Source organism: Paramagnetospirillum marisnigri, from assembly GCF_001650715.1.
Classification (GTDB): domain Bacteria; phylum Pseudomonadota; class Alphaproteobacteria; order Rhodospirillales; family Magnetospirillaceae; genus Phaeospirillum; species Phaeospirillum marisnigri.
In genome coordinates this window covers 30,019-42,984 of record NZ_LWQT01000120.1, presented here as the reverse complement: position 1 = coordinate 42,984, position 12,966 = coordinate 30,019, and the positions used below count along the sequence as shown (strand labels likewise).

Below are 12,966 nucleotides of genomic sequence, written 5' to 3'. Positions count from 1 at the left end.
GGCTATACTCCTTTTTCAGGCCAAAGCCAATTCCGCCATTTTGCCGACCACCTTTCTCAATCCCGCAACCCTGTCGCGGGGGTCTTCCCAGTTGCGTAGGAAGACCAGCTTGTGGTCGGGACGCAGCTTGCACGACCCGCCCGCCCGGCTGATGAACTGCACCAGACCGACCGGATTGGCGAAGACATTGCCCCGGAAAGTGACCACCGCCCCCTTGGGACCTGAATCCACCTTCTCGATACCAGCTTGCTTGCAAAGAGCTTTTATTGCAATGACTTCCAGAAGGTTCTCAACCTCAGGCGGAAGCTTACCGAAGCGGTCGATCAGCTCGGCCGCCAGCGCCTCGATCTCTTCCGAAGTGTCCAGGGCGGCGATGCGGCGGTACAGACCCAGGCGAACCGAGAGGTCGGCCACATAGGTGTCGGGGATCAGCACCGGCGAGCCGATGGCGATCTGCGGCGACCATTCCTCGGCGGCCTCGGCCCCGGTGCCGCCCTTGGCGGCGGCCACCGCCTCTTCCAGCAATTGCTGGTACAGCTCGATGCCGACTTCTCGGATATGGCCCGATTGTTCCTCGCCCAGCAGATTGCCCGCGCCCCGGATGTCGAGATCGTGGGAGGCCAGTTGGAAGCCCGCCCCCAAAGTGTCCAGGGCCTGCATGACCTGGAGGCGCTTTTCTGCCGCCTTGGACAACAGCTTGTCGTTGGGCAGGGTGAAATAGGCATAGCCCCGGGTCTTGCCGCGCCCGACCCGGCCGCGCAGCTGGTAGAGCTGGCCCAGGCCGAACATGTCGGCGCGATGGATGATCAGGGTGTTGACGCTGGGCATGTCCAGGCCGGATTCGACGATATTGGTGGAGAGCAGCACGTCGTACTGCTTGTCGCCGAAAGCCACCATCACCTCCTCCAGGTCGGCGGGAGCGAGGCGGCCATGGGCGACGGCGGTCTTGACCTCGGGCACCAGCTTGGCAAGGCGCTCGGCCACCCGGTCGATATCGGCCAGACGCGGGCAGACATAGAACACCTGCCCTCCCCTATACCTCTCGCGCAGGATGGCTTCGCGCAGCACCACCGGGTCATAGGGCAGAACGAAGGTCCGCACCGCCAGACGGTCCACCGGCGGCGTGGCGATGACGCTCATCTCCTTCACCCCCGACAGCGCCATCTGCAATGTGCGGGGAATAGGGGTGGCGGTCAGCGTCAGGACATGGACGTCGGATTTCAGTTGCTTCAGGCGTTCCTTGTGGGCGACGCCGAAATGCTGCTCCTCGTCGATGATCAAGAGGCCTAGGCGCTTGAAACCGATGCCCTTGGCCAGCAGGGCATGGGTGCCGACCACGATGTCGACCGAGCCTTCCGCCACACCGGCCTTCACCGCCGTGGCGGTCTTGGCGGTCACCAGGCGGGAAAGCTGTTCTACCCGCACCGGCAGGCCCTTGAAGCGCTCGGTGAAGGTCCGGAAATGCTGGCGCGCCAGCAAGGTGGTGGGCACCACCACTGCCACCTGCAGGCCTTGCAGGGCGGCGACGAAGGCGGCGCGCAACGCCACCTCGGTCTTGCCGAAGCCCACATCGCCGCAGATCAGCCGGTCCATGGGCCTGCCCGAAGCCAGATCGGCGACGCAATCCTCGATGGCGCGCATCTGGTCATCGGTCTCGGCCCAGGGGAAACGGGCGCAGAATTCGTCATAGAGCCCTTCCGCCGGGGTCAGGGTCTCGCCCTGGCGCAGTTGCCGCTGGGCGGCGATGCCGATCAACTGGTCGGCGATGTCGCGGATGCGCTTCTTGAGCTTGGCCTTGCGGGCCTGCCAGGCGGTGCCGCCGAGTTTGTCCAGCGCCACCCCGGACTGATCCGAGCCGAAACGGGTCAGTACCTCGATATTCTCCACCGGCACGAACAGCTTGTCGCCGCCGTCATAGAGAACCCGCAGGCAGTCATGGGGCGCGCCCGCCACCTGCAGCGCCACCAGCCCGTCATAGCGGCCGATGCCGTGCTCCACATGCACCACCAGATCGCCTTCCGACAGGGCCGAGGCCTCGGCGATGAACTGGGCGCCCTTTTTCTTCTTGCGCGCCGGGCGGGCCAGACGGTCGCCCAGGATATCCTGCTCAGTGATCAGGGCGAGATCGGGAGTGACGAAGCCGTGGTCGAGACCCAGCACCGCCAGCGCCACCTTGCCCTTGGGCAGCGCCTGGACATCGGTCCAGCTGTCCGCCGTTTCCCCCCCCTTGAGGCCGTGATCCTTCAGCAGCCCGGCGAGGCGGTCGCGTGACCCAATGGTCCAGGCGGCCACCACCACCCGCCGCCCCGTCTTGGCCTGCTCCTCGGCATGCTGGCGCAGTTCGTCATAGAGGTTGACACCTGGCCGGGCCCGCACATCGGCGAAATCGCGCCCCAGCCGCCCCCCGGCGTCGAACGCGGCGCCCCCGTCCATGGCATCGAACGGTGACAGCCGCAGCACCGGCCGCACCGCCAGCAGCCGGTCCCATTCGTCGCGCTCCAGATAGAGCTTGGGCGGCGGCACCGGGTGGTAGACCATGCCGGATTCCGCCAGCCCCGATCCGCCCATGGAGACGCGGGCGTCGTAGTATTCCAGCACCAGGGCGTGCCGCGCCGCCAGGGCCTCGTCGGCCTGATGGTCCAGGACCACCGCCGCCTCGGGGCAATAGGCGAACAGGGTGTCGAGTCCATCGTGGAACAGCGGCAGCCAATGCTCCATGCCGGTGAACTTGACGCCCTCGGAAATGCTCTCGTAGAGCGGGTCGGCGCCCTGGACCACCCCGAACAGCTCGCGATAGGCGGCGCGGAAGCGGGCGATGGAGGCGTCGTCCAGCCCGACCTCGCTCACCGGACGGCAGGAGAATCCTGCCACCGGGCCGGTGGTGCGCTGGCTCATGGGGTCGAAACTGCGCACCGCCTCGATCTCGTCGCCGAAGAAGTCGAGCCGCATGGGCTCGGCCGCACCCGGCGGGAACAGGTCGACGATGCCGCCACGCACCGCGAATTCGCCCGGCTCCATCACCGTGTCGGCGCGGACATAGCCGCTGCGATGCAGGAACTCCACCAGCCGCTCGATGGACAGGCTGGCGCCGGGGCGGGCGTTCAGGGTGGCCTTGGCCAGCCCCTCGCGCGGCGGCACCCGCTGCGCCAGGGCGGCGACGGTGGTCAGGATCAGGCGCGGCCCCTGCCCACCGCCATCGGCCAGCCGGGCCAATGTGTCGATGCGCCGCGCCACCACATCCACATTGGGCGAGACCCGGTCATAGGGGACGCAGTCCCAGGCGGGGAATTCCAGAACCGGCAGATCAGGGGCGAAGAACGCCAGCGCCTCGGCGAGGCGGGCCATGCGGCCATCGTCGCGGGCCACCAGCAGAATATCCCCAGCGCTCGCCGCCAGTTCGGCCACCAGCAGGGCGTCGCGCCCTTCCGGCGCTCCGGCGACGGCGAACGAGCCCGCCTGGGAAATCAGGTCATCCAGTCTTTTCAACAGCGTGCCGCTTCATTCTGGACGAAGGACTTGATCCGGGTCATCACCTCGTCGTCCCATTCGGCGGGCACCGGCTCCTTGCCGGTGACCCAGTTGAACAGGTCGGTGTCGTTGTTGGCCAGCAGGGCTTCGAACTTATCCAACTGGGCCGGGCTCAGGCTCGCCAGATATTTCTCGGCGAAACCGCCGAACAGGATGTCGTTCTCGTTGGAGCCCATGTAATGGGCCCGGTGCATCACGCGTCTGAATTTGGGATCGTCCATCACACCCAGGCATTGCTTCGGTTGGCAAGAGGCTTAGGATATAGCCCCTCGCCTCCCGTCTGTCAGCCTCCCCATGCGCCCTTCCTGCCTGTTCCCGCTATTCGCGCCGGTCACCACCCTGGCCGGGGTCGGTCCCCGGCTGGCGCCGCTTTATGAAAAGCTGGCGGGCGGCAAGGTGGTCGACCTGTTGTGGCACCTGCCCTCGGGCGTGATCGACCGCCGCTTCTCGCCCAAAGTGGCCGATGCCCCGGACGGCAAGGTCGCCACCCTGGTGGTACGGGTCGAGGCCCATTTTCCCTCGGAAACACCCAAGCGTCCCTATCGGGTGCGCCTCTCGGACGAGACCGGCTTCCTGCATCTGGTGTTCTTCCACGCCCGCGAGGACTGGCTGAGGAAGCAGTTGCCGGAGGGCGAGGTCCGGGTGGTCAGCGGCCTAGTGGAGCATTTCAACGGCGAAATCCAGATCAGCCATCCCGACCACATCGCGCCCCTGGACAAGCTGGCCGAGGTGATGACGGTGGAGCCGGTCTATCCCCTGACCGGCGGCCTCACCGGGCGGCTGGTGGCGAAATCGGTCAAGGCCGCCATCGCCAAGGCTCCCGACCTGCCAGAATGGCAGGATGGGCCCTGGCTGGCCCGGCAAGGCTTGCCCGGCTGGCATCAGGCCCTGATGTCGCTGCACACCCCCGCCGACGAGGCCGCCGCCACCGGCGATACCCCGGCGCGGCGCCGTCTCGCCTTCGATGAATTGTTGGCCAACCAGCTTGCCCTGGCCCTGGTGCGCGCCCAGATGCGCCGCCTGAAAGGGCGGGTGCTGCGAGGCGACGGATCGCTGCGAGTCAAGGCGCTGGCCGCCCTGCCCTTCAGCCTGACCGGGGCGCAAAGCCGCTCCCTGGCCGAGATCGACGCCGACATGGCATCCGAGTCGCGTATGCTGCGCCTGCTCCAGGGCGATGTGGGCTCGGGCAAGACGGTGGTGGCGCTGCTGGCCATGCTGAGCGCGGTGGAGACCGGTGCCCAGGCCGCCATGATGGCGCCCACCGAAATCCTCGCCCGCCAGCACTTCGCCACCATCTCGCCCCTGGCCGAGGCGGCGGGCATCCGCCTTGCCCTGCTCACCGGCCGCGACAAGGGCAAGGCCCGCGACAAGGTGCTGGCCGCCCTGGCCTCGGGCGAGGTCGACATCCTGCTGGGCACCCATGCCCTGTTCCAGGAAGATGTGGTCTTCAAGGATTTGGCCCTGGCGGTGATCGACGAGCAGCACCGCTTTGGCGTGCATCAGCGCCTCGACCTCGCCGCCAAGGGCACGGCGGTGGACATGCTGGTGATGACCGCCACCCCCATTCCCCGCACCCTGCTGCTGACCGCCTATGGCGACATGGATGTCTCCCGCCTGGACGAGAAGCCGCCCGGTCGTCAACCCATTGACACGCGGGTGGTTCCCCTGGCCCGCCTGGACGAGATGGCGGCGGCGATCGGGCGAGCCGTGGCTGGCGGCGCCCGGGTCTATTGGGTCTGCCCGCTGGTGGAGGAGTCCGAGACCTCGGACCTCGCCGCCGCCGAGGAGCGTCATCGCGCCTTGTCCGAGATGTTCGGCGACCGGGTCGGACTGGTGCATGGCCGCATGAAGCCCACCGCCAAGGATGCGGTGATGGAGAAGTTCGCCTCGGGCGAATTCTCCGTCCTGGTGGCCACCACCGTGATCGAGGTGGGTGTCGACGTCCCCGAGGCCACGGTGATGGTGATCGAACACGCCGAGCGGTTTGGCCTGGCGCAGTTACACCAGTTGCGCGGCCGGGTCGGACGCGGCGACAAGGCGTCGCGCTGCCTGCTGCTCTACGGCCATCCCCTGGGCGAGATCGCCAAGGCCCGTCTGGAGATCATGCGCGCCACCGAGGACGGTTTTCGCATCGCCGAGGAGGATTTGCGCCTGCGCGGCGGTGGCGAGATGCTGGGCACCCGCCAGAGCGGGTTGCCGGAATTTCGCCTGGCCGATCTGACCCTCCACGGCGAGTTGCTGGCCGCCGCCCGTGACGATGCCCGCCTTATCCTGGAGCGAGACCCCGACCTGACCACCCCCCGAGGCGAGGCTCTGCGCATTCTGCTCTACCTTTTTGAGCGAGATGCCGCCGTAAGGACCCTACGTTCCGGTTGAAGTCGCCTTAACTAATACTTTTGTCAGGGTCGGAGGACCGGAATTTCCATGATACTCGGGTCAGGTTCCAGTTCTGGAAAGAGGGACGATTGACCGCCACCCTGGATCAGCGCGACTCGATACAGTCTCCCAAGGTCCCCATGGCCGCCCGCAAGGCCAGCATGGTGGTGATTGCCCTCATGCTCGTGCTCGCCTCGGTCCATACCTGGGTGGCCTGGACTCAGTCCAACAGAGCCGCCGAATCCCTGGTCACCACCCTGACCCGGACGCTGGAGTTCCAGACCGATTCGACCTTCCGCAGTATCGATAATTTACTGCTGGAAGCCAGCCAGACCATTGACCCGGATCATTGGCCCAAGCCGGATCAGCTGAACTGGTTCCAAAGCCGTCTGGTCGGCTTTCCCGAGGCCCGCAATTTCGTGGTGGCCGGTATCGATGGCAAGTCGGTCGGCCCCGGCTTGGCGTCCACCGGGCTGGTCGGCCAGCCCATCGATGTCTCGGACCGCCAGCATTTCCGCGCCCATCGGGCGGGGCTCGACCAGGGCCGAATGCTGGTCGGCGATCCCATCACCGACCGTCTGGATGGACACCAGATCATCCCTCTTTCAAGAGCCATCCGTGATGCCAAGGGGAATTTCCGGGGCATGGTGGGACTGGGCATCGACCCCCATTATCTGGTTGAGGTTCTGGAAAGCCTGCTGATCGAACCGGCCGGCGGAATTTCGGTCCTTCGCCGTGACGGCATCTTTCTGGCCCGGTTGCCGGATCAATATGGGTCTTTCGGCCGCTCGGTGGCCAAAAGTGACCTGTTCACAAAATTCCTCGCCAGCACCCCCCATGGCATTGCCCGTTTCATCTCGGTGGCGGACGGCAATGCCAAGATCGTCGGCTACCGCACCCTGGAACGATATCCCCTGGTGGTAACGGTGGGCATAACCCGAACCACCGCGTTTGCCTCGTTCTGGATCGAATTCGCCTCGCTGGCGGTGGCGATCACCATATTGGCGGTCATGCTGTTCTGGCTGGCCAGCCTGTCGGACCGCCGGGCCTATTCCCGCATGCTGCTGGCCTCCGAACTGGAGGCTCAAAGCCACTCCCTGGAACGGCAGGTGGAGGAGCGTACCCATCATCTGGAGGAATTGCGCGCCGAAACCGAGAAGAAAGCCCGGCAACTGGCCACCTCCAACGCCGACCTGGAACGTTTTGCCTATATCGCCTCCCATGACCTGCAAGAGCCGCTGCGATCCATCGCCTCCTATCTCCAATTGCTGCAAAAGCGATATCAGGAACAATTGGACGATCAGGCGCGGGAATACATTTCCTATGCCGTTGGCGGCGCCAAGCGCATGCATGACTTGATCGTCGACCTGCTGGCCTACTCCCGGGTCAACTCCCAGGGCGAGCCGTTCAAGCCCTGCGACCTGGACGAGGTGGTGGCCGAGGCACGACAGAATCTTTCGATCCAGATCAAGGAAAGCGCGGCGATCATCGAGGTGGGAGAATTGCCGCCGCTGATCGGCGACCGTCGCCAACTGCTCAGCCTGTTCCAAAATCTGATGTCCAACGCCATCAAGTACCGTAAGCCCGATGTGGCGCCACTGATCCGCATCTCCGCCACTCAGCAGGATGGCCGCTGGCATTTCCGGGTCGAGGACAACGGCATCGGCATCGAGGAAGCCTATCACCAGCGGGTCTTCGTCATTTTCCAGCGTCTGCACGCCGCCGGGCGCTACGAAGGCACCGGTATCGGCCTAGCCCTGTGCAAGCGCATCGTCGAGCGACATGGCGGCGCCATCCACGTCGAATCGCAGTTGGGCCAGGGGGCAAGCTTCTGCTTCGACCTGCCATTCCAGCCGCCGAAGGACTGACCCCTCGTCACCCTTGACAGCGGCCCTGGAAAGCGGTGCAAGTCTTAGCATGCGACTGGCCCTGGTCATCAACCGCTCTGGCGGCAGTTTCCGCAGGCTTCCCCTGGATGCCACCGTGGCGGCCATCTGTGCCGTGCTGGGCGAAGGCGGCCACCATGTGGAACCACAGATCGTCAGCCGCCGCGATCTGGCGCGCACCCTTTCCGACGCGGCCAGACGCCCGGATTTGGATGCCGTGGTCATCGGCGGCGGCGACGGCACCATTCTCACCGGCATCGTCGCCGGGCTCGGTCGCGACAAGCCACTGGGTATCCTGCCCTTGGGAACGCTGAATCTGTTCGCCCGCGATCTGGGCCTCCCCGCCGACCCGATCGAAGCCGCCCGCGTCCTGGCCAATGCCTCCCCCGCCCATATCGATCTGGCCGAGGTCAACGGCCTGCCTTTCGCCATCTGGGCCTCGCTCGGCATGCATCCCTGGATCGTGCGCCGCCGCGACCACCTGCAGCGCGACGGCATGCGCAAATGGCGGGCCATGGTCCTGGCCGCGCTCAGGGCCTTTCGTCGTTACCCCATGGTTGACGTCACCTTGGACCTTCCCGAGGGCCATGTGGTGGTTCGGACCCCCATGCTGTTCATCACCAACAATGCCTGGCGAGAGGAAACGCCGCCGCTGTCGCGTCAAAGCCTGGATTCCGGCACCCTTGAAATCCATGTGGCGGCCTGCTCCGGGCGCCTGTCGCTGCTGTGGCTGATGGCCGAGACCGTTATCGGGCATTGGCGTGGCAGTCGCAGGCTTCAGACTTTCGTCACCCGCGAGGTCCGGGTCACCAGTCCCAAGCACCGGATCATGGTCTCGCTGGACGGCGAGGTGACGGTGATGGCCTCGCCACTGGTGTTCAAGGCCCGGCCCCAGGCATTGCGCGTGTTGATGCCGCCTCGGCCGGAAGCGCCATGAGGACCATCGCCCATCTCTCCGACCTGCATTTCGGCCGCACCGAGGCCAAGGTGGTTCGCGCCCTCCTGCTCGACCTGGAACATCACCGCCCTGATCTGGTGATCATTTCTGGCGATCTGACCCAACGCGCCCGCTCGCACCAGTTCGCCGAGGCGCGCGCCTTCCTCTCCCATATCCCGGCCCCCGCCCTGGTGGTGCCCGGCAACCACGACCTTTACCCCCTGTATCGTCCGCTGGCCCGCCTCTTCCGGCCCCGGGCCAAATTCCATCGCAACCTTCCCGGCCACGATGTCCGGCCGGTCTGGGCCGATTCGGCGGTGGTCGCCATGGGGCTGGACAGCACCCGCAGCCTGCGCTGGAAGTCCGGCGCGCTGAAGGATTCCCATCTCGACCACCTGGAGACCACCCTGGCCGAGGCCAACCCCAAGGCCGCCCGGGTGGTGTTCATGCACCATCCCCCCGCCACCACCAGCGGCGGCCATCCCTACGAGACCCTGGTGGAACACGGCATCGATCTGGTGCTGACCGGCCATGTCCACCACGCCCATGTGGAGCTGATCAACGGCGAGAAGGGCGGATCGCTGGTGCTGGTCCAAGCAACCACCGCCTGTTCCACCCGCCTGCGCGAGGATTCCAACGGCTACTGTCTGGTGCGTCTGGACGGTGATCACATGGAAGTCGGAGTCCAGGGCTGGAGTGGCGAGGTGTTCCACACCATCCGGCATCACTGGTTCGAGAAGCGTTACGGGGTCTGGCGAGGCATCGCCCATCCCACCCACGTCTTTCCACCTTGAAACCGGCGCCGGGCTCGGCGACAAAGGCGCCATGGCGCTGAACATTGACCAGGAGATGGCGAGAGCGGCAAAGCTGGCCCAGTCGGGCAAGCTGAAGCCTGCCATCGCCGTGGTGGAACGGCTGGTGGCCGCCGCCCCCGGCGCCGCGTCGCTCCGCTACAATCTGGCATTGTTCCTGCTGATGGCCGGGCGCCATGGCGAGGCCCTGCCCCATCTCGACCGTATCCTGGCGGCCGAACCCGGACACCAGCCCGCCTTGTTCAGCAAGGCCAAGGGGCTGCTGGCCCTGGACCGCGCCGACGAGGCCCTGCCCCTCCTCGAACGGCTGGCCGCCACCGAGGACCCGGAAAGCCTGTTGGCCCTGGGCAACGCCTATCGCCAGCTCAACCGTCAGGCCGAGGCGGTGGCCGCTTTCCGCCGCCTGACCCGGGCGGCGCCCAATCATCCCGGCGGCCATGTCAATCTGGGCCTGCTGCTGGCCAGCGGCAGGCCCGAGGACGCCCTGGCGCCGCTGGAGGACGCGGTGCGGCTTCATCCCGGCGTCGCCGAGTTGCAGGCGCTGCTGGGCCAGACCCTGCTGCGGCTGGGCCGCGTCGACGCGGCGGTGGAGCGGCTGAAGCGCGCCCTGGAACTCGCCCCCGATCTGGCCGCGCCCCAGGGCCACCTGCTGCGCGCCTATCGCGAGGGCGCCCAATGGGACGAGGAGGAGGCCCTGTTCGCCGAGATGCGGGCGCGGCTTGGTGACACCCTGGCGCGGCGGCAATTGCTGATCTCCACCCAGGACGCCCTGTTCTACCCGTTCAGCGGCGAGGAGTTGCGCCGCATCGCCAGCGCCGAGGCCACCTTCCGGGTGCCGAGCCTGCCCCGGCCGGTGATCCGGCCCCAGGCCAAGGCGCCGCCGCCCCTGGTGGTAGGCTATCTGTCGCCGGATTTCCGCGACCACGCCACCATGCATCTGGCAGGCGATCTGTTCCGCCATCACGACCGGAGTCGGGTCATTCCCAAAGCCTATTCCGTCGGCCCGGACGACGGCTCGGACTGGCGGTCCCGGATCGCCGCCGACTGCCATGGCGCCTTCGTCGATCTCGCCGCCATGACCGACCGTGCCGCCGCCGCCCGCATCGCCGCCGATGGCGTCCATGTCCTGATCGACCTTTCGGTCTTCACCCGCCATGCCCGCCCCGGCATCGCCGCCCATCGCCCGGCGCCGGTGCAGGCGGTGTGGCTGGGCCTCGCCGCCAGTTCCGGCGCCCCCTGGCTCGATTACGCCGTGGTCGATCCGGTGCTGGTGCCGCCCGACCATGCCGGGCATTTCAGCGAGACGCTGATCCGCCTGCCCCATAGCTATCAGGCCAATCAGGCATGGAGCCCGCCGGGTTCGATTCCCGATCGGGCGGAACTGGGCCTGCCCGCCACTGGCGTGGTGTTTTGCTCCTTTAACGGCCATCGCAAGCTGGATCGCGCAAGCTTCAGCCTGTGGCTGGCGGTCCTCGCCACCGTGCCGGGCTCGGTATTGTGGCAACTGGCGCCGCCCGATGCCGCCAGGGCGCGGCTGGAACAGGCCGCCCGCGCCGCCGGGATCGATCCCGGCCGCCTGATCTGGGCGCCGCCATTGCCGCGTGACCAGCATCTGCGGCGCATTGCCGCCGCCGATCTGTTCCTGGACGCCCTGGTCTGCGGCGCCCATACCACCGCCGCCGACGCATTGCGCATGGGGGTGCCCATGCTGACCGTCACCGGCCCTCGGCTGGGATCTCGGGTGGCGACCTCGCTGCTGCATGCGGTGGGACTGGCGGAGCTTGCCGTGGCGACACCGGAAGTCTTCCTGGCCCGGGCCACCGAACTGGGCCGCCATCCCGACCGGTTGGCGGGGTTGCGCCAGCACCTGATGCAGGCTTTGCCCAGCTCACCCGTCTTCGATCCCGCCCGCTTCGCCCACGCCCTGGAAGACGGCCTCATCCAGGCCTGGACCCGTCATGCCGCCGGCAAGAAACCGGCGGACATCAACGTGGAAGAACCTGCGCCGACCGAGCCCCCTCCCCTGGCTTCGCGGGGGGAGAATAATATATGATTTATGCCTATTGAGTCAGATCGTTAGCGGCGTTTCTTGATATTCAGCCAGAACGAATTGGACGGCGCCGGGAAGGCGTTGGTCCCCACCGCCCGCCAGATGGGATCGAGCCGCGCCGACAACTGCGGGTCCTGCGACGCCAGGAAGGCGGGAAAGGCCGGTTCCAGCCATTTGGCCTCGCCCAGCAGCAGGGCGGCCAGCAGATACTGCTCGTTATACATCAGCCCCTCGGCATGGGGCGGATAGTCGTAGGGCAGATAGACGTCGTGGATATGGACGATGACGCCGGGCGGCAGCTCGGGCAGCACCTCCAGGAACAAGGCGGTGACGTCGGAATTCTCCAGGCTGCGATGGGAACTGTCGATGAACAGGATGTCGCCGCTCTTCAGCCGCGAGAACACCGCCGGATCGACGAATTCGGCCGGGGCGCGGATCACCTCGTCACACAGGGCATCGACCTCGGCGCGCGGCTCGGGATCGATGGAGACGATCTTGGTGCGCAAGCGCCGCTGGGTGATGGCGTGGCGGGCGAATTTGGTGGAATTGCCCGAGCCGATCTCGATCAGCAGCCGGGGATCATGGCGGGCCAGCATGCCGGTCAGCGCCACCGCGTCCACGGCGGTGAACCACGGATTCATCCAGCGCGGGCCGGGAGAATCCTCGGGCGCCTGCAACGGGATGGCGGCGAACAGATCGGACAACTCGGCGAAACGGTCGATCAGGCGGCCGTAATCGGCGCGGTGGCGTTCCACGATCTCGGTCAGGCGGGGATGGGTCGGACGCCCGAAGCCCCAGCGCGGCTGGCAGGTATAGCCGTAATTGCCGATCTTGATCTTGGCAGCCAAGGCGGCTCCCCCCTTCTGCTTGGTCAGCGCCCGCCCATGGCGGCACGACGCTGGTGGATTTCCAACGGCCAGTTGGACTCGATAAAGGCCAGCGCCGCCCGGATATCGGAATCGGTCAGCACGCCCACAAAGGACGGCATGGCGGTCTTGTAGCCCGGCGGCGCGAAGCGCGCCATACCGTGCTTGATGATGGCGAACAACTGCTCTTCCGAATGGTGCCAGGTATGGCCGCTGGCATCGTGGGGCGGCGCCGGAAGCTCGCCCGAGGGCTTACGGGTCTGCCAGTCGGGCTCGCCCTGAAGCTGGGCACCATGGCAGGAGGCGCAATGGGTGGCATACAGTACCCGACCACGCGCCACCTGGACGGAATCGGCGGGGTCGATGGCCAAGGTCTTTTCCCGCCACCACCACCAACCGGCCACCAGGGCGGCCACCACGACTATTGCCAGGACCAGCGCACGTTTCATGGCGCGGAGTATAGACGGATGTCTCGGGGTTAACAAATGGCCGCGTCTGGCCCATGATGACG

9 protein-coding genes are annotated in these 12,966 nt (G+C 66.6%); 5 read left to right on the top strand and 4 right to left on the bottom strand.

Annotated elements, in window-relative coordinates:
• Positions 1-15: 15 nt before the first annotated feature.
• Positions 16-3,486 (bottom strand): transcription-repair coupling factor, encoded by a 3,471-nt coding sequence (mfd, locus tag A6A04_RS19765; RefSeq protein ID WP_068495738.1) that lies wholly within the window; start codon positions 3,484-3,486, stop codon positions 16-18.
• Complete coding sequence (locus A6A04_RS19760) at positions 3,483-3,749, bottom strand: FAD assembly factor SdhE (RefSeq protein WP_068495737.1); 267 nt, start codon at positions 3,747-3,749, stop codon at positions 3,483-3,485. The genes mfd and A6A04_RS19760 overlap by 4 nt, the downstream gene beginning before the upstream one ends.
• A gap of 73 nt (positions 3,750-3,822) precedes the next feature.
• Here A6A04_RS19760 and recG point away from each other — a divergent pair, with 73 nt between their 5' ends.
• From recG to A6A04_RS19735, 5 genes are all read left to right on the top strand, one after another.
• Positions 3,823-5,904, top strand: a complete 2,082-nt coding sequence (recG, locus tag A6A04_RS19755; protein ID WP_068495736.1) for an ATP-dependent DNA helicase RecG — start codon at positions 3,823-3,825, stop codon at positions 5,902-5,904.
• A gap of 89 nt (positions 5,905-5,993) precedes the next feature.
• A complete protein-coding gene (locus tag A6A04_RS19750) occupies positions 5,994-7,772 on the top strand; it encodes a sensor histidine kinase (protein WP_068495735.1) in 1,779 nt (592 codons plus the stop codon).
• A gap of 49 nt (positions 7,773-7,821) precedes the next feature.
• Complete coding sequence (gene mamU, locus A6A04_RS19745) at positions 7,822-8,727, top strand: lipid kinase MamU (protein WP_068495734.1); 906 nt, start codon at positions 7,822-7,824, stop codon at positions 8,725-8,727.
• Positions 8,724-9,521, top strand: a complete 798-nt coding sequence (locus tag A6A04_RS19740; protein WP_068495733.1) for a metallophosphoesterase family protein — start codon at positions 8,724-8,726, stop codon at positions 9,519-9,521. Before mamU ends, A6A04_RS19740 begins: the two co-directional genes overlap by 4 nt.
• 31 nt (positions 9,522-9,552) lie before the next feature.
• Positions 9,553-11,592 (top strand): O-linked N-acetylglucosamine transferase, SPINDLY family protein, encoded by a 2,040-nt coding sequence (locus tag A6A04_RS19735; protein ID WP_245651316.1) that lies wholly within the window; start codon positions 9,553-9,555, stop codon positions 11,590-11,592.
• Positions 11,593-11,615: 23 nt separating this feature from the next.
• Here the strand turns inward: A6A04_RS19735 and A6A04_RS19730 are convergent, their stop codons facing one another.
• Together A6A04_RS19730 and A6A04_RS19725 are read right to left on the bottom strand one after the other, a co-directional pair.
• Complete coding sequence (locus A6A04_RS19730; RefSeq protein WP_068495732.1) at positions 11,616-12,437, bottom strand: class I SAM-dependent methyltransferase; 822 nt, start codon at positions 12,435-12,437, stop codon at positions 11,616-11,618.
• A 23-nt stretch (positions 12,438-12,460) separates the two neighbouring features.
• Complete coding sequence (locus A6A04_RS19725; protein ID WP_068495731.1) at positions 12,461-12,904, bottom strand: c-type cytochrome; 444 nt, start codon at positions 12,902-12,904, stop codon at positions 12,461-12,463.
• Between the last annotated feature and the right edge of the window lie 62 nt (positions 12,905-12,966).

Coding starts and splice junctions, on each gene's coding strand:
- recG (WP_068495736.1), top strand. CDS start 3,823: ATGCGCCCTTCCTGCCTGTTCCCGCTATTCGCGCCGGTCACCACCCTG.
- A6A04_RS19735 (WP_245651316.1), top strand. CDS start 9,553: ATGGCGCTGAACATTGACCAGGAGATGGCGAGAGCGGCAAAGCTGGCC.
- mamU (WP_068495734.1), top strand. CDS start 7,822: ATGCGACTGGCCCTGGTCATCAACCGCTCTGGCGGCAGTTTCCGCAGG.
- A6A04_RS19725 (WP_068495731.1), bottom strand. CDS start 12,904: ATGAAACGTGCGCTGGTCCTGGCAATAGTCGTGGTGGCCGCCCTGGTG.
- A6A04_RS19760 (WP_068495737.1), bottom strand. CDS start 3,749: ATGGACGATCCCAAATTCAGACGCGTGATGCACCGGGCCCATTACATG.
- A6A04_RS19740 (WP_068495733.1), top strand. CDS start 8,724: ATGAGGACCATCGCCCATCTCTCCGACCTGCATTTCGGCCGCACCGAG.